The organism is Sediminicoccus sp. BL-A-41-H5 (assembly GCF_050632405.1).
Taxonomy (GTDB): domain Bacteria; phylum Pseudomonadota; class Alphaproteobacteria; order Acetobacterales; family Acetobacteraceae; genus Roseococcus.
In genome coordinates this window covers 2696200-2711339 of the sequence record NZ_CP192601.1, presented here as the reverse complement: position 1 = coordinate 2711339, position 15140 = coordinate 2696200, and the positions used below count along the sequence as shown (strand labels likewise).

General features: G+C 70.0%; 17 protein-coding genes and 1 riboswitch. Of the genes, 11 read left to right on the top strand and 6 right to left on the bottom strand.

The features are described from left to right. Nucleotides 1-37: 37 nt before the first annotated feature. The 5 genes from ACQ860_RS13290 (at nucleotide 38) to ACQ860_RS13270 (ending at nucleotide 4522) form a co-directional block, all read left to right on the top strand. Entirely contained in the window at nucleotides 38-1048 is a 1011-nt protein-coding gene (locus ACQ860_RS13290) for a formate dehydrogenase subunit gamma (RefSeq protein ID WP_431303831.1), read from the top strand. A gap of 104 nt (nucleotides 1049-1152) precedes the next feature. Continuing rightward, on the top strand, nucleotides 1153-1872 hold the full coding sequence (locus tag ACQ860_RS13285) for a hypothetical protein (protein ID WP_431303830.1): 720 nt from the start codon (nucleotides 1153-1155) through the stop codon (nucleotides 1870-1872). Between the two features lie 115 nt (nucleotides 1873-1987). Beyond that, nucleotides 1988-2488 carry a molybdopterin-guanine dinucleotide biosynthesis protein B gene (gene mobB, locus ACQ860_RS13280; RefSeq protein WP_431303829.1) on the top strand — a complete coding sequence of 167 codons (501 nt, stop codon included), beginning with the start codon at nucleotides 1988-1990 and terminating at the stop codon, nucleotides 2486-2488. 3 nt (nucleotides 2489-2491) lie between these two features. Beyond that, a complete protein-coding gene (locus ACQ860_RS13275) occupies nucleotides 2492-3739 on the top strand; it encodes a molybdopterin molybdotransferase MoeA (protein ID WP_431303828.1) in 1248 nt (415 codons plus the stop codon). A gap of 30 nt (nucleotides 3740-3769) precedes the next feature. Next, nucleotides 3770-4522, top strand: a complete 753-nt coding sequence (locus tag ACQ860_RS13270; RefSeq protein WP_431303827.1) for an enoyl-CoA hydratase-related protein — start codon at nucleotides 3770-3772, stop codon at nucleotides 4520-4522. A gap of 88 nt (nucleotides 4523-4610) precedes the next feature. On the opposite strand, the gene rdgB is transcribed toward ACQ860_RS13270, so the two are convergent. Beyond that, nucleotides 4611-5210 (bottom strand): RdgB/HAM1 family non-canonical purine NTP pyrophosphatase, encoded by a 600-nt coding sequence (gene rdgB, locus ACQ860_RS13265; RefSeq protein ID WP_431303826.1) that lies wholly within the window; start codon nucleotides 5208-5210, stop codon nucleotides 4611-4613. Next, nucleotides 5207-5923 carry a ribonuclease PH gene (gene rph / locus ACQ860_RS13260; RefSeq protein ID WP_431303825.1) on the bottom strand — a complete coding sequence of 239 codons (717 nt, stop codon included), beginning with the start codon at nucleotides 5921-5923 and terminating at the stop codon, nucleotides 5207-5209. The genes rdgB and rph overlap by 4 nt, the downstream gene beginning before the upstream one ends. Nucleotides 5924-6040: 117 nt before the next feature. Here rph and hrcA point away from each other — a divergent pair, with 117 nt between their 5' ends. The 3 genes from hrcA to ACQ860_RS13245 all read left to right on the top strand — a co-directional run bounded on the left by hrcA (nucleotide 6041) and on the right by ACQ860_RS13245 (nucleotide 8741). After that, complete coding sequence (gene hrcA / locus ACQ860_RS13255) at nucleotides 6041-7117, top strand: heat-inducible transcriptional repressor HrcA (protein ID WP_431303824.1); 1077 nt, start codon at nucleotides 6041-6043, stop codon at nucleotides 7115-7117. A 31-nt stretch (nucleotides 7118-7148) separates the two neighbouring features. Continuing rightward, complete coding sequence (locus ACQ860_RS13250; RefSeq protein WP_431303823.1) at nucleotides 7149-7700, top strand: nucleotide exchange factor GrpE; 552 nt, start codon at nucleotides 7149-7151, stop codon at nucleotides 7698-7700. Between the two features lie 84 nt (nucleotides 7701-7784). After that, entirely contained in the window at nucleotides 7785-8741 is a 957-nt protein-coding gene (locus ACQ860_RS13245) for a Bug family tripartite tricarboxylate transporter substrate binding protein (protein ID WP_431303822.1), read from the top strand. A 30-nt stretch (nucleotides 8742-8771) separates the two neighbouring features. On the opposite strand, the gene ACQ860_RS13240 is transcribed toward ACQ860_RS13245, so the two are convergent. The 4 genes from ACQ860_RS13240 to thiS all read right to left on the bottom strand — a co-directional run bounded on the left by ACQ860_RS13240 (nucleotide 8772) and on the right by thiS (nucleotide 12368). Continuing rightward, complete coding sequence (locus ACQ860_RS13240; RefSeq protein ID WP_431303821.1) at nucleotides 8772-9902, bottom strand: type III PLP-dependent enzyme; 1131 nt, start codon at nucleotides 9900-9902, stop codon at nucleotides 8772-8774. A gap of 648 nt (nucleotides 9903-10550) precedes the next feature. Beyond that, complete coding sequence (locus tag ACQ860_RS13235) at nucleotides 10551-11330, bottom strand: SDR family oxidoreductase (protein WP_431303820.1); 780 nt, start codon at nucleotides 11328-11330, stop codon at nucleotides 10551-10553. Between the two features lie 36 nt (nucleotides 11331-11366). After that, nucleotides 11367-12143, bottom strand: a complete 777-nt coding sequence (locus tag ACQ860_RS13230) for a thiazole synthase (RefSeq protein WP_431303819.1) — start codon at nucleotides 12141-12143, stop codon at nucleotides 11367-11369. A gap of 3 nt (nucleotides 12144-12146) precedes the next feature. Then, nucleotides 12147-12368 carry a sulfur carrier protein ThiS gene (gene thiS, locus ACQ860_RS13225; RefSeq protein WP_431303818.1) on the bottom strand — a complete coding sequence of 74 codons (222 nt, stop codon included), beginning with the start codon at nucleotides 12366-12368 and terminating at the stop codon, nucleotides 12147-12149. Nucleotides 12369-12407: 39 nt separating this feature from the next. Continuing rightward, nucleotides 12408-12519, bottom strand: a riboswitch (TPP riboswitch). A gap of 105 nt (nucleotides 12520-12624) precedes the next feature. Here thiS and aroQ point away from each other — a divergent pair. The 3 genes from aroQ to accC all read left to right on the top strand — a co-directional run bounded on the left by aroQ (nucleotide 12625) and on the right by accC (nucleotide 15136). Then, entirely contained in the window at nucleotides 12625-13080 is a 456-nt protein-coding gene (gene aroQ / locus ACQ860_RS13220; protein ID WP_431303817.1) for a type II 3-dehydroquinate dehydratase, read from the top strand. After that, entirely contained in the window at nucleotides 13077-13589 is a 513-nt protein-coding gene (gene accB / locus ACQ860_RS13215; protein ID WP_431303816.1) for an acetyl-CoA carboxylase biotin carboxyl carrier protein, read from the top strand. Before aroQ ends, accB begins: the two co-directional genes overlap by 4 nt. Nucleotides 13590-13795: 206 nt before the next feature. Beyond that, nucleotides 13796-15136, top strand: a complete 1341-nt coding sequence (gene accC, locus ACQ860_RS13210) for an acetyl-CoA carboxylase biotin carboxylase subunit (protein WP_431303815.1) — start codon at nucleotides 13796-13798, stop codon at nucleotides 15134-15136. Nucleotides 15137-15140 lie beyond the last annotated feature (4 nt).

Sequence of the window (15140 nt, the reverse complement as noted above, 5' to 3'; positions counted from 1 at the left end):
CTTTCAAGGGAGGGCGAACCCTCCCGGAGGAATGCACATGAAACGGCTCATTCTCGCACCCTTCCTGGTGCTTCTGCTCGCCCTCTCGGTTGGCTCCCTTGGGCCCGCCTTCGCGCAGCCCGCGCCGGGCGGCCAGGCGCGTGGCCAGGTCAGCGCCGACGAGATGGAAATGCAGCGCCTGCTGCAGGGCGGCCGCATCGAAGGCCGCACCTCGATCCCCGATCCGCGCTCCGAGGTGCTGGTCCAGCCGCAGGGCAAGGCCTGGCGTGACTTCCACAACGTGACGCTGGCCTGGGTCGGCGGCATCGCGGTGGGCGGCATGGCGCTGATCCTCATCGCCTTCTACGCCACGCGCGGCCGCATCAAGATCGAGGGCGGCATGTCCGGCCGCACCATCAGCCGCTTCAACATGCTGGAGCGCGCGAACCACTGGATGGTCGCCTCCTCCTTCATCGTGCTGGGCCTGACCGGCCTGAACCTGACTTTCGGCCGGCACATCCTGCTGCCGATCCTCGGCCCCTATACCTTCGCGGAGATCTCGCTCTGGGGGAAGATCGCGCATAATTTCGTGGCCTTCCCCTTCACGCTCGGCATCGTCGTCATGCTGCTGCTCTGGGTGAAGGACAACATCCCGAACGGCCGTGACATCGAGTGGTTCAAGATGGGCGGCGGCCTGATCGGCAAGGGCCATCCCAAGGCGGGCCGCTTCAACGGCGGCCAGAAGATGGTGTTCTGGATCACCGTGCTGGGCGGCGGCATCGTCGCGGCCTCGGGCTACTTCCTGATCTTCCCCTTCTGGGGCGAGTTCGGCGTGGCCGACATGCAGCTCGCGCACATCATCCACTCCATCCTCTCCGTGCTGATGGTGGCGGCGATGATCGCGCACATCTACATCGGCTCCGTCGGCATGGAAGGCGCCTTCGACGCGATGGGCTCTGGCGAGGTGGACCTGAACTGGGCCAAGGAGCACCATAGCCTCTGGGTCGAGCAGGAGATGGCCAAGGCCCGCCAGGTCGTCGCCCCCTCCGGCGTGAAGCCGGCCGAGTAAGGTCGAGAATTCCCTTCGCGGGAGGGCGGTTCTGGGTTACAGGACCGCCATCTTTCTCGGGGGGTCTCATGCGCTTTCGTATTCCTGCGGCCATCGCCCCGGCGATGGCCGTTTTCGTTTCCTTCGGCGCCGCCGCGCAGGAGAGGCAGGCCTGGCGCGTGGATCTCGAATCCGGCGCGACCTTCCAGACCAAGAATCAGGTCCGCAACCCCGGCAACACCGGCACGCAGTTCAACCTGAACGCGCTGCAGGGCGACCCGGTCTCGCCCTTCTTCCGCGCGACGCTGGCCTGGGACCCCTGGGAGCGGCACGGCTTCCTCGTCGCCTACCAGTATCTGCGCAACGAGGGCTCGGGCACGCTGCTGGGCCCGACCAACTTCGCCAACACCACCTTCGCGCCGGGCGTGCGGACCACGGGCGACTACCGCTTCGACACCTGGCGCGCCACCTATCGCTACACCCTGGTGCAGACGCCCGATTTCCGCCTGCGCGTCGGCCTCACCGGCCTGATCCGCGACGCCGAGATCCGGCTCAGCCAGAACGGCATTACGCGCGCCGATTCCAATGTCGGCTTCGTACCACTGCTGCATGCGAGCTTCGACTGGCGCGTGGCCCCGCGTCTGAGCCTGATGGGCGAGGTGGATGGGCTGGCCGCCTCCCAGGGCAGCGCGGTGGATCTCGGCCTGCGCGCCGGCTTCGACCTGACGCCGCAATGGCAGGCGACGCTCGGCTGGCGCATGCTGACGGGCGGCGTGGACAATGACACGACCTATAATTTCGCCACCTTCCAGACCATCACGGCGGGCGTGGCCTATCGCTTCTGAGAATGGTCCCAGGCGCGCTCCGCGACGTGGTGCCTGGCGCGCGCCGCGACGCGGTGCTTGGCGCGCTCCGCGACGCGGTGCTTGACGCGCCGCGCATGGGGGTTTGAAAGGCCCCATGCGCATCATCGGCCTCGCGGGATGGAGCGGCGCGGGCAAGACCACGCTGCTCACCCGGCTCATTCCGGAATTGCGGGGGCGCGGGCTCAGCGTCTCCACCCTCAAGCACGCGCACCACGCATTCGACGTGGACAAGCCGGGCAAGGATTCCTTCGAACACCGCGCGGCCGGCGCCTCCCAGGTGCTGGTCGCTTCCGCGAAGCGCTGGGCGCTGATGACGGAGCATCGCGACGCGCCGGAACCCGGCCTTGCCGAGCTGCTCACCCATCTCTCCCCGGTGGACCTCGTCATCATCGAGGGCTTCAAGCGCGAGGCGCATCCGAAGATCGAAGTGCACCGCGCCGCCAACGGCAAGCCCTGGCTGCACCTGGAGGATCCCCGCATCGGCCTGGTGGCGAGCGATGTGGCGCCGCCCCCCGGCGCGCCCGGCTGGGTGCATCTGGACGACATCCCCGCCATCGCCGATGCCGCGCTGCGCCTCGCGGTGGATTATCGCTGAGCCATGGCCCAGCTCTCCGATGACTGCTTCGCCTTCGGGGGACCGCTGCTCACGGTGGAGCAGGCGCAGGCGCTGATCCTGGAGCGCGTGGCCCCCTTGGCCGGCGCGGAGGGCGTGCCGCTGCGCGAAGCCTTGGGCCGCGTCCTCGCCGCGCCGCTGGTCGCGCAGACGCCGCTGCCGCCCTTCTTCAACTCGGCGGTGGATGGCTATGCCTTCCGCCATGCCGACCTCGCGCCCGAGGGCGAGACGCGCCTGATGCTGGCCGGCCGCATCGCCGCCGGGCATGCGGGCACCGCCATCGCCCCCGGCACCGCTGCGCGCATCTTCACCGGCGCGCCCATGCCCCCAGGCGCGGATACGGTGATGATGCAGGAGGATGCGCGCCTCGACGGCGAAACGCTGCTGCTGCCCCCGGGCCTGAAGCGCGGTGCCAATGCCCGCCCGGCCGGCGAGGATGTCGCGGCCGGCAGCCTGGCCCTGCCCGAAGGCCGCCGCCTGCGCGCGCCGGAGCTCGGCCTCGCCGCCGCGCTGGGTTTCGCGCAGCTCTCCGTGCGCCCGATGCTCCGCGTCGGCGTCTTCTCCACCGGCGATGAACTGGCCTCGCCCGGCGCGCCGCTCGGCCCGGCGCAGACCTTTGACAGCAACCGCTTCACGCTGATGGCCATACTGGCGCGGCTGCCCGTGCAGGTGACGGATCTCGGCATCCTGCCCGATGACGCGGCCGAAACCTCCCGCGCGTTGCATGGCGCGAGTGCCACGCAGGACCTGCTGGTCACCTCCGGCGGCGTCTCGACCGGCGAGGAGGATCACGTCCGCGCCGCGATCGAGGGCGCGGGCAGGCTCGTCTTCTGGCGCCTCGCCGTGAAGCCGGGGCGGCCGGCGGCGATGGGCGTGGTGAATGGCGTGCCCATGGTGGGGCTGCCGGGCAATCCCGTCGCGGCCGTCGTCACCTTCCTGCACCTGGTGCGGCCCTTGGCCCTGCGGCTGGCCGGTGCCGCGCCCGAGGCGCTGCTGCGCGTGCCGGCCGTGAGCGGCTTCGCCTACCGCAAGAAGCAGGGCCGCCGCGAATATGTGCGTGTGACGCTGCGCGAAGAGGAGACCGGCCTGGTCGCGGAGAAATTCCCGCGCGAGGGGGCCGGCCTCCTCACCTCGCTCACCCAATCCGACGGCTTCGCGGAACTGCCCGAAAGCATCACGGAACTGGCACCCGGAGCCCCCATCCGCATCCTCCCCTTCGCCGCGATCTTCTGATCTAATTCCCCCCAGCAAAGGGGAAACGCGATGACCGACCATGTGCTGACCGGGCGCCACGGCGCCGTCATGACCATCCGCCTGAACCGGCCGGAGAAGAAGAACGCCCTCACCCGCGACATGTACCGCGCCATGGCCGCCGGGCTGCACGCCGCCGCCGCGGATGACGCGGTGAATGTCGTGCTGCTGGCTGGCGGCGCCGATTTCACCGCGGGCAACGACATTGGCGACTTCGCCAAGGCCGGTGAGCGCGACCCGAAGGACCCCGGCGCCGCCTTCGATTTCCTCGAGGCCATCCTGGCCTTCCGGAAGCCCGTCGTCGCCGCCGTGCGCGGCAATGCGGTCGGCATCGGCACCACCATGCTGCTGCATTGCGACGTGGTGGTGGCGAGCGAGACGGCGCGGCTGATGATGCCCTTCACGCGCCTGGCCCTCTGCCCCGAGGCCGGGTCCTCGCTGCTCATGCCCGCGCGCGTCGGCCCCGCCATCGCGAATTGGTGGCTGCTGGCGAGTGCGGGCTTCAGCGGCGCCGATGCGGCGGCCGCCGGCCTCGCCACGCGCGCGGTGGCGGATGACGAGGTGGAGGCGACGGCGGCGCAGATGGCGGCCACGCTCGCCGCCTTGCCGCCCGGCTCGGTGCAGGAATCCAAGCGCCTGATCCGCGCGCCGCATATGGAGGCGGTGAAGGCCGCGATGGCGGCGGAGCGTGTGAGCTTCGGCGAGCGGCTGCGCAGCCCGGAGGCGCAGGCGGCCTTTGCGGGCTTTCTGAAGAAGGCAAGCTGAGGTTGTTGCGAGAGGGCTTTGCCCTCTCGCGCTCACCCACCAAGGAACTGAGTTTCCTGCCGGGCAGCCCGAGGGGCTGGCCCCTCGGTTACGCCAAACACCCCTTCGCCAGCGCGGCGAAGGCCCGCGCCCGGTGGCTGTGCCGCGCCTTCTGCTCCGGCGTCATCTCGCCGAAGGTCAGGGTCGCGCCATCTGGCACGAACATCGGGTCATAGCCGAAGCCCTGGGCGCCGCGCGGCGGCGCCACCCAATGCCCGGCGCAGATCCCCTCGAAGGCCTCGCTGTGGCCATCGGGCCAGGCCAGCACAAGCACGGCCACGAAGGCGCAGCGGCGCCGCGCGCTGCGATCCTCGGCCGCGATGCGCGCCATGGCGGCGGCATAGTCGCGCGTGCCGTCCGGCCGCATGGCCCAATCCGCCGTATAGACGCCCGGCGCGCCACCCAGCGCTGCGACCGCGAGGCCACTGTCATCGGCCAGTGCCGGCAGGTCGGTCGCCCGCGCCGCCGCCTGCGCCTTGATCTTGGCGTTGGCCACGAAGGTCGCGCCCGTCTCGGCGGGCTCCGGCAGGCCGAGGGCGCCGGCCGATATCAGCTCCAGGCCATGCGGGGCCAGCAGCCCGGAGAATTCGCGCAGCTTGCCCGCATTGTGGCTGGCAAGCACCAGCTGGCCCGGCGCGAGTTTCCTCACAGGCCGACGGCGGCCTTCTGCGCCGCGACGAGCTGCGCCACGCCATCGCGCGCCATGTCCAGCATCGCCAGGAACTGCGCCTCGCTGAAGGGCGCGCCCTCGGCCGTCGCCTGCACCTCGATCAGGTTGCCATTGCCGGCGAGCACGAAATTCGCATCCGCATCCGCCGTGCTGTCCTCGGCATAGTCGAGGTCGATGATCGCCTCGCCGCCCGCGATCCCGCAGGAGATGGCGGCGACGTGGTCCGTCAGCGGGATGGCGCTCATGATGTTGTTGCGCTTCGCATGTTGGAAGGCCAGGTGCAGCGCGACCCAGGCGCCGGTGATGGCGGCGCAGCGCGTACCGGCATCGGCGTTGATCACGTCGCAATCCAGCGTCACCGTCATCTCGCCCATCGCCTTGCGATCGGTCACGGCGCGCAGGCTGCGGCCGATCAGGCGCTGGATCTCCTGCGTGCGGCCGGATTGCTTGCCGCGCGCCGCCTCGCGATCACCGCGCGTGTGGGTGGCCCGCGGCAGCATGCCGTATTCGGCCGTCACCCAGCCCAGGCCCTGGTTGCGCAGGAAGGGCGGCACGCGCGCCTCCAGGCTCGCGGCGCAGAGCACCTCGGTGTTGCCCATGCGGATGAGGCAGGAGCCTTCCGCATGCTTGGCGATGCCGGTCTCGATCGAGATCGGGCGCAGGGCGTCGGGGGCGCGGCCGGATGGGCGCATGTTCGGGCAATCCTCAGGGTTTCTCCGGCGGCACTCAGCACAAGCGGGGCCGCATGACCAGTGGTTGCCGCGCAAAGGTTGACCAACGCTTCCCGGACAACCAAGCTATCAGAAGCGATGCACACCCCCTTCAAGACACCCCTCGTCGCGGTGCCGAGTATCGCCACCAGCGCCCTGGACCCCCGCTCGACCGCCGTGCTGCGCGAGCTGGTGGAGGTCTATGTCGCGACCGGCGAGCCCGTGGGCAGCCGCACCCTCTCCCGCCGCCTGCCGCTGAACCTCTCGCCGGCCTCCATCCGCAACGTGATGGCGGATCTGGAAGAGGCGGGCCTGCTCTATGCCCCGCACACCAGCGCCGGCCGCCTGCCGACGCAGCAGGGCCTGCGCCTGTTTGTGGATGGCCTCCTGGAATTCGGCGACCTGGCCGAGGAGGAGCGCGCCGAGATCGCCGCCCGCTGCGCGGCGCATGGCCGCTCGCTCCAGGATACACTGGCGGAAGCCGGGCAGATGCTCTCCGGCCTCGCGGGGGCCGCTGGCCTCGTCGTGGCGCCGAAGGGCGAGGCGCCGCTGCGCCATATCGAATTCGTGCCCTTGGGCCCCGGCCGCGCGCTGGTGGTGCTGGTGCAGGGCGATGGCCGCGTGGAGAACCGCGTGATCGAGGTGCCGCCGGGCCTGCCGCCCTCCGCGCTGGTGCAGGCGGGCAATTATCTCAACGCCCGCCTCTCCGACCGCACGCTGGACGAGACGCGCGCCAACGTCATGACCGAGATCGCCGCCAACCGCACCGCGCTCGATGCGCTCACCACCCAGGTGGTGGAGGCCGGCATGGCGACCTGGGCGGGCGGCGGTAGCGGCTCGCTCATCCTGCGTGGCCAGGCGCGGCTGCTGGAGAACATGGAGAACCTGGCCCGCGTGCAGGAGATCCAGGCCCTGTTCGAGCGGCTGGAGGCGCAGGAGACCACCCTCAAGCTGCTGGAACTGGCCCAGCGGGGCGAGGGGGTGCAGATCTTCATCGGCGCCGAGAGCGGCATCTTCTCCACCGCGGGCCTCTCCGTGGTGGTGGCCCCATTCCGCAACGGGCAGGAGAAGATCGTGGGCGCCATCGGTGTGATCGGGCCATCGCGCATCAATTACGGCCGCGTGATCCCGGTGGTGGACTACACCGCGCGGGTCATCGGCCGGCTGCTGGGTTGATCCCGCGCCGCCACGCGCCTACCTCTGAGGCATGAGCGAACAACCCAACCCTTCCCCGGCCGAAGCCGCGCCGGAGACCCCTGACGCGCCCCCGCCCGCACCGACGCCGGAGGAGCGCATCGCCGCCCTCGAGGCCGAGCTGGCCGAGATGAAGGACCGCTGGCTGCGCGCCGAGGCCGAGGTCCAGAACGTCCGCAACCGCGGCAAGGACGAGGTGGAGAAGGCGCGCAACTACGCCGTGCAGAAATTCGCCACCGACATGACGGAAGTGGCCGAGAACCTGCGCCGCGGCCTGGACCTTCTGCCCAAGGCCGAAGAGGGCGAGGCCGAGATCATCGGCAAGATGCGCGGCGGCTTCGAGGGTGTGGAGCGCTTCCTGCTGCAGCGCCTGGAAACCCACGGCGTGCATCGCAAGCCGGCCGAAGGCCAGCCCTTCGACCCCGAGCTGCACCAGGCGATGAGCGAGGCCCCGGCCCCCGAGGGCGTGGAGCCCGGCACCGTGCTCCAGGCCTGGACCAGCGCCTGGACGCTGAACGGCCGCTTGCTGAAGCCCGCCATGGTGGTGGTCGCCGGGAAGGGCTGAACGCCCTGGCATGAATTTCGCTCCACGGGAGGGGCGGCGCCGGATTTGCCGGTTTCTGCCGCGCCTTTCAGCAGGAGTGAGCCCATGCCCCTGTCCCGTCGCCTCATCCTGGGCAGCGCGCTCGCCGCGCCCGTCGCCGTCTCGGCGCAACCGGCCTGGCCGAGCCGCCCGGTGCGCGTCATCAACCCCTATTCCCCCGGCGGCACCACGGATGTGGTGATGCGCCTGATGAGCGAGCGGCTGGAGCGCGCCTTCGGCCAGCCCTTCGTGGTGGAGGCGCGGCCCGGCGCGGGTGGTTCGGTCGGCACGGCCCAGGCGGCGCAGGCCGCGCCCGATGGCCACACGCTGCTCATCACCAACACCGGGCCGCTGACGGTGGCGCCGACGCTCATGGCCAACATCACCTATCGGCCCGAGAGCTTCACCTACATCACGATGTTCGGCGGCGCGCCCATCGTCTGTGCCGTGCGGGCGCAAAGCCCCTACCAGACCATCCAGGACTACGCGGCGGCCGCCCGCGCGCGGCCGGAGGGCATCAGCTTCGGCAATTCGGGCGCCGGCTCCATCGGCCACCTGGCCGGCATGCTCTTCGAGCAGGCCGTCGGGGTGAAACTGCTGCATGTGCCCTTCCGCGGCGCGCCCGAGGCGCAGGCGGCGGTGCTCTCGGGCGATGTGACCTCGCTCTGGGACACGATCGGTGCGCATGCGGGTTCTGTGCGGCAGGGTTCGCTGCGGGCGCTCGCCTTCACCAGCGCCGAGCGCATCGGGATTTTTCCGAGCGTGCCAACGGTGCGCGAATCCGGCTTTCCCTCGGTGGTGGCGAACAACTGGTTCCTGCTGGCGGGCCCCGCCGGCATTCCGCCCGCCATCGCCACGCGCATCAACGAGGTCTGCCAGGCCGCGATGCAGGAGGCCGTGGTGCGCGAGCGGATGGACGCGCTGGGCCTGGCCTCGCTCGGCAACATGACCGGGGCGCAGATGCTGGCCTTCGTGGTGGAGGAAACGGCGCGCTGGGCGCCGGTGGCGCGCGCGGCGGGGTAACCGGGGGCGCCAAAAGCGCCCCCGATCAACTCAGATGTAGTGTTCGGCCAGCGGCTCGAAGCCGTTGAACTTCTGGCTGGCATAGGTCGTCACATAGGCGCCGGTGGCCAGCAGCTCCACGCGGTCGCCCGCCGTCAGCGCCATGGGCAGACGGTAGTTGCTCTTCTCGTAGAGCGTGTCCGTGCTGTCGCAGGTCGGGCCCGCGATGGTCACGGGGCCGTCGCTGGCGCCGTCATGCGGGGTGCGGAAGGCATACTTGATCGCCTCGCCCTCGGTCTCCGCCAGCCCGCCGAAGCGGCCGATGTCGAGATAGACCCAGCGCACCGGATCATTCTCGGCCTTGCGGCTGACCAGCACCACCTCGGACGAGACGACGCCCGCATCGGCCACCAGGAAGCGGCCGGGCTCGATCACGATCTCGGGGATCGCGTTGCCGAAATGCTCGGCCATGGCGCCCATGATGGCGGAGCCGAAATCATCGATCTCGGGCACTTCCGCCTTGTAGCGCACGGGGTAGCCACCGCCGAGATTCACCATGCGGATCTTCACACCGGCCTCGGCCAAGTCGGTGAAGAGCATGGCGACCTTGGCGATCGCCGCCTCATAGGCGACGGTCTTGGTCTGCTGGCTGCCGACATGGAAGGAGAGGCCGAAGGCGTCGAGCCCCATCTCCGCCGCGCGGATCATGAGCGCGCGCGCCATCTCGACCTCGCAGCCGAACTTGCGGCTGAGCGGCCATTCGGCGCCGTCATTGCCCACGAGGATGCGGCAATAGACGCGGCTGCCCGGCGCGGAACGCGCGAGCTTCTCCAGCTCCATCTCGCTGTCGAAGGCGAACATGCGCACGCCGGCCGCATAGGCGGCGGCGATGTCGCGCTCGCGCTTGATGGTGTTGCCGTAGGAGATGGAATCCGGCGCGGCGCCCGAAGCCAGGCACATCTCGACCTCCTGGAAGGAGGCGGCGTCGAAGAAGGAGCCGAGCCCCACCAGCCGGTCGAGAATCGGGGCGGCCGGATTGGCCTTCACGGCGTAGTAGATGCGCGCCAGCGGCATCGCCTGCTGGAGGCGAGCGAAATTCTGCGCGACGCGGTCCACATCCAGCACGAGGCAGGGCGTGGCCGGCTGGGTGTCCGCCAGGTAGCGAGCGACCTTGGGGGTCATCGCACGATACTCCACAAACAAGTGGAACCGACCCCGTCAGGGGTGGCCCCAGATTGACGAAACGGTCGAACGAACCAGCGACCAGAAGAAGACCGTGGGGTAAGCCACGGGGTTGCCAGAACGCTTGACGTCGTTGCGTAAACCTTGCGCCGCGGTGGCAAGCCTTATTCGGGGCTCAGCTCCGTGGGCCTGGGGCCAGAGGCACGTGCGTACTGCGTCTTGTGAGGCGCGATGTAGGGCCAGTCGCACCAGCATGCAAGCGGGAAATCCCGAATGGGCGAAGTTTTTTCGCGTCTCTCCCCGGGGGCGCCGGAAACCCCGCCGAAAGCCCCCCGGGGGGTCACGGGAAAATGCCGGAATCTCCCGGGGGGAGGCAGGAGTGTTTCCGGCGCGTGTCAGGATTGCACCCGGCGCATCGGGGGCAGGGGCCGATTCGGCCGGTGCTCCGCGAAGGCAGGAAAGGCGTTGACCTCAGCGAATCCTGCCGCACAGCGGCCGGCGCCGCCCAACAGGCTATTGGCCCGGCGCACCAGCCGCCCGGCGTCTGAGGGCACAACAACGACATATCCGGCCGCACGTGGGGCCGGCGGATCGCTTCAGCGATCCGAAGCCAAGCGCGCGGAGCGCGCGCCCGGCGTCTGAGGGCTTTTACAAAGTCCCCGGATAGGAGCCGCCGTCGAGCAGGATGCTCTGGCCCGTGGTGAAGCCCGCATGGGCGGAGCAGAGGAAGGCGGCGAAGGCGCCGAATTCCTCGGCGGTGCCAAGCCGCCCGGCCGGGATGCCGGCGATGGCCCGCCGCTCCAGCTCCGCCACATCGCCCCCGCCACCCTTGGCCACCGCTTCCCAGTTCCCCCGCACGCGGTCCGTGTCGAAGGGCCCCGGCAGCAGGTGGTTGATCGTCACATTGTGCGCCGCCACCCGCCGCGCCAGCGAGGCCAGCGCCCCGGTCAGGCCCGCACGCGCGCCGTTGGAGAGCTCCAGCCGCCCGATCGGCATCTTCACGGAATAGCTGGTGATGTTCAGCACCCGGCCGAAACGGCGCGCCTGCATGGCCGGCAGCACCGCGCGGATCAGCGCGATGGGCGTCAGCATGTTGGCCTCGACGGCGCGGCGCCAGTCATCCAGCTCGAATTGCGAGAACTCGCCCTGCGGCGGCCCGCCGGCATTGGTGATCAGGATGTCCGGCTCCGGGCAGGCGGCGAAGAGGGCTGCGCGCCCCGCCTCGGTCGTCACATCGCCCTGCACGGTGGTGACCGGGACGCCGGTCTCGGCGCGGATGGCGGCCGCGGTCGCCTCCAGCGCCTCGCCGCCACGGGCGGAGATGACGAGCGAGACGCCCTCCCGCGCCAGCGCGAAGGCGCAGCCGCGCCCGAGCCCCTTGGAGGCCGCGCAGACGATGGCGGTGCGGCCCTTGATGCCGAGATCCATGATGTTTCCCCCTGGGTTCAGGGGGGTGAGGCTATCTCAGCGGATCAGCCCCGTCATGGGGCTGGAGGCATCCGCCTTGTAGTCCCGCGGCATGCGGCCCGCGAGATGCGCGGCGCGCCCGGCGATGACGGCGTGCTTCATGGCCGTGGCCATCTTCACCGGGTCCTGCGCATGCGCGATGGCGCTGTTCAGCAACACCGCGTCGCAGCCCAGCTCCATGGCGAAGGCCGCCTCGCTCGCCGTGCCGATGCCCGCATCCACCAGCACCGGCACCTTGGCCGCGGCCTTGATGGCGCGGATCATGTAGGGGTTCACCACGCCCATGCCCGAGCCGATGGGTGCGCCCAGCGGCATGATGGCCACACAGCCCATCTCCTCCAGCCGCTTCGCCGCCACCGGGTCATCGGCGCAATAGACCATCACCTCGAAGCCATCGGCGATGAGGGCGGCTGCGGCCTCGAAGGTCGCGGCCATGTCGGGGTAGAGGAAGGGCGGCGGGCCCAGCACTTCCAGCTTCACCAGGTTCCAGCCGCCCGCCTCGCGCGCCAGGCGCAGCGTGCGGACCGCATCCTGCGCGGTGAAGCAGCCGGCGGTGTTGGGTAAGTAAGTGTAACGGTCTGGCGGCACGAAATCCTGCAGCATGGGCGCCGAGGGGTCGCTCAGGTTCACCCGGCGGACGGCGACGGTGACGATCTCCGCCCCGCTCGCCGCGATGCTGTCGCGCGTTTCCTCCAGCGACTTGTAGCGCCCCGTGCCCACGATGAGGCGCGAGGTGAAGCGCCGCCCGGCGACGTCCCAGCTGTCTTCGGTCACGGCTCAGCCACCCCCGATGAAATGAACGATCTCGATGGCGTCGCCCTCGGCCAGCGCCGTCGTTGCATGTTGGGAACGCGGCACGATCTCGAGGTTGCGCTCCACGGCCACCTTGCGTTCGGCGAGACCGATCTCGGTCAGCAGCCCGGCCACGGTGAGGCCCTGCGGCACGCGCCGCGCCTCGCCATTCACGGTGAGCTTCAGGCCCAGGGCCAGCTCGGACATCGCACGCGCACTCCCGCCAATGGGGTCAGGGACGGCGGGAGGGACAGGGGCTCCCATCCCTTCGCCGGCATGACCCGGATCAGGTTCGTAGGGTCACCGCGCCATCGCGGACTCTCAGCCCCCTGGACGGGGGGCTCCCCTTGGTCCTGGGCAATCTGGGTCGCCCGGGGCCGGCGCGCAAGCCGGGGGCGCGCTTGCCGCTGGCGCATGCCCCATGCTAGCCCGGCCAATCCATTCCCTGTTTGACCGAACCGCCATGAACCTGATCGCCGTCTTCAACGGCCCCAACCTCAACATGCTGGGCACGCGCGAGCCGGAGAAATACGGCACCGCGACGCTCGATGATGTGGAGAACCTCTGCGCCGAGGCGGCGGAGGAACTCGGGCTCGCGATCGATTTCCGGCAGTCGAACACGGAAGGGGAGCTGGTCTCCTGGATCCAGGAATGCCGTGGCCGCGCCGCGGGCATCGTGATCAACCCGGCCGGCTACACCACCACCTCGGTCGCCATCCTGGACGCGCTGCTTGCCGTGGGCTTGCCGGTGATCGAGGTCCATATCACCAATATTCATCGGCGCGAGGAGTTCCGGCAGCACAGCCTGGTCTCCAAGGCAGCCACCGGCGTGATCGCCGGCCTGGGCGTCGCGGGCTATGCCCTGGCGCTGCAGGCCATGGCGAACCTCGTCGGCGGAAACGAGGATGACGAAGCATGACCACCGGCATTCAGTTCGACGCGGAGGCGATCCGCAAGCTCGCCGAAATCCTGCGCGAGACCGACCTGACCGAAATCGAGCTCTCGGAGAAGGAATCGCGCATCCGCGTGGCGCGGATCATTCCGCAGGCCCCGGTGGCGGCGCCGCAGTATTTCGCGGCGCCCTCCATGCCGATGCAGATGCCCATGCAGATGCCGATGGCCGCCCCGGCCCATGCGGCGCCCGCCGCCCCGGCCGCGCCCGCCGGGGACTCGGACGCGATCGACCCGAAGCATCCGGGCCTGATCACCTCGCCCATGGTGGGTGTGGCCTATCTCTCGCCCGAGCCGGGCGCGCCGCCCTTCATCACGGTCGGCGCCAAGGTGAGCGCGGGCCAGACCGTGCTGCTCATCGAGGCGATGAAGACCTTCAACCAGATCAAGACCAGCCGCTCGGGCACGGTCACGCGCATCCTGGTCGAAGCCGGCACGCCCGTGGAATACGGCGAGCCGCTGGTGCTGGTGGAATAGGGCGATGGCCCCGCGCATGGACCACCACAGCGCGCTCCCCGGATCATTCGTGCCCAACGCGGTCAGCGACCAGGACCCGCGCTTCCTTTCAGAACCCGGCCGCACATCGGCCGGCGCCGCGCAACTGACTTCCCCGCCCGGCACACCCGTCGCGCGGCGAAGCCAAGCCGGCGGAGCCGGCGCCCGGCGCCTGAGGGCTTAGAAAAATGCTCAAGAAAATTCTGATCGCCAATCGCGGCGAGATCGCGCTGCGCGTGCACCGCGCCTGCCAGGAGATGGGCATCCGCACCGTCGCCGTGCACAGCACCGCCGATGCTTCCGCCATGCATGTGCGCCTCGCCGATGAGAGCGTCTGCATCGGCCCGCCGCTGGCGCGCGACAGCTATCTGAACGTGGCGGCGATCCTCTCGGCGGCGGCCATCACGGGGGCGGATGCCATCCACCCCGGCTACGGCTTCCTCTCGGAAAATGCCCGTTTCGCCGAGATGGTGGAGGCGCATGGCCTCACCTTCATCGGCCCCACGGCCGACCACATCCACATGATGGGCGACAAGATCGCGGCCAAGGACGCGATGCGCAAGCTCAACGTGCCGCTGGTGCCCGGCTCGCCCGGCGCGCTGGAGAGCTTCGAGGAAGCGCGCGAGATCGCCGAGCGCATCAAATATCCGGTGCTGATCAAGGCGGCGGCCGGCGGTGGCGGGCGCGGCATGAAGGTCGCGCGCTCGGCGGACGAGCTGGAGGAGGCGTGGCAGGTGGCCCGCACCGAGGCCAAGGCCGCCTTCGGCAATGACGCGGTCTATATGGAGAAATACCTGGATCGACCGCGCCACATCGAGCTGCAGATCCTGGCCGACACGCATGGCAATGTCGTGCATTTCGGCGAGCGCGACTGCTCGCTCCAGCGCCGCCACCAGAAGCTGGTGGAGGAGGCGGGCTCGCCCGTGCTCACGGCGGCCGAGCGCAACGCGCTGGGCGCGCAGGTGACGTCGGGGCTGCGGCAATTGGGCTATCGCAACGCCGGCACGCTCGAATTCCTCTACCAGGACGGGCAATTCGCCTTCATCGAGATGAACACCCGCCTGCAGGTGGAACACCCCGTGACGGAGATGGTCTGCGGCGTGGACCTGGTGCGGGAGCAGATCCGCATCGCGGCCGGCGAGAAGCTCGGCTACGGGCAGGAGGATGTGCAGTTCAACGGCCACGCCATCGAATGCCGCGTGACCGCCGAGGACCCCGAGAGCTTCGCGCCCTCGCCCGGCCGGGTGAACACCTATCACGCGCCGGGTGGCCTCGGCGTGCGCGTGGATAGCGCGCTCTACTCCGGCTATGCGGTGCCGCCGCATTACGACAGCCTGGTGGCCAAGCTCATCGTGCATGCGCCCTCGCGCCCGCAGGCCATCGCCCGCATGCAGCGCGCGCTGGACGAGATGGTGGTGGACGGCATCAAGACCACGCTGCCGCTGCACCGGCGCATCATGGCCGATGCCGAGTTCCAGTCGGGCGACTACACCATCCATTGGCTGGAGCGCTTCGTCGCGCGGGGGTGAAGCC

Coding starts and splice junctions, on each gene's coding strand:
- accC (WP_431303815.1), top strand. CDS start 13,796: ATGCTCAAGAAAATTCTGATCGCCAATCGCGGCGAGATCGCGCTGCGC.
- accB (WP_431303816.1), top strand. CDS start 13,077: ATGACCACCGGCATTCAGTTCGACGCGGAGGCGATCCGCAAGCTCGCC.
- thiS (WP_431303818.1), bottom strand. CDS start 12,368: ATGTCCGAGCTGGCCCTGGGCCTGAAGCTCACCGTGAATGGCGAGGCG.
- ACQ860_RS13275 (WP_431303828.1), top strand. CDS start 2,492: ATGGCCCAGCTCTCCGATGACTGCTTCGCCTTCGGGGGACCGCTGCTC.
- ACQ860_RS13235 (WP_431303820.1), bottom strand. CDS start 11,330: ATGGATCTCGGCATCAAGGGCCGCACCGCCATCGTCTGCGCGGCCTCC.
- ACQ860_RS13250 (WP_431303823.1), top strand. CDS start 7,149: ATGAGCGAACAACCCAACCCTTCCCCGGCCGAAGCCGCGCCGGAGACC.
- mobB (WP_431303829.1), top strand. CDS start 1,988: ATGCGCATCATCGGCCTCGCGGGATGGAGCGGCGCGGGCAAGACCACG.
- ACQ860_RS13245 (WP_431303822.1), top strand. CDS start 7,785: ATGCCCCTGTCCCGTCGCCTCATCCTGGGCAGCGCGCTCGCCGCGCCC.
- rph (WP_431303825.1), bottom strand. CDS start 5,923: ATGCGCCCATCCGGCCGCGCCCCCGACGCCCTGCGCCCGATCTCGATC.
- ACQ860_RS13270 (WP_431303827.1), top strand. CDS start 3,770: ATGACCGACCATGTGCTGACCGGGCGCCACGGCGCCGTCATGACCATC.
- ACQ860_RS13240 (WP_431303821.1), bottom strand. CDS start 9,902: ATGACCCCCAAGGTCGCTCGCTACCTGGCGGACACCCAGCCGGCCACG.
- aroQ (WP_431303817.1), top strand. CDS start 12,625: ATGAACCTGATCGCCGTCTTCAACGGCCCCAACCTCAACATGCTGGGC.
- hrcA (WP_431303824.1), top strand. CDS start 6,041: ATGCACACCCCCTTCAAGACACCCCTCGTCGCGGTGCCGAGTATCGCC.
- ACQ860_RS13285 (WP_431303830.1), top strand. CDS start 1,153: ATGGCCGTTTTCGTTTCCTTCGGCGCCGCCGCGCAGGAGAGGCAGGCC.
- ACQ860_RS13290 (WP_431303831.1), top strand. CDS start 38: ATGAAACGGCTCATTCTCGCACCCTTCCTGGTGCTTCTGCTCGCCCTC.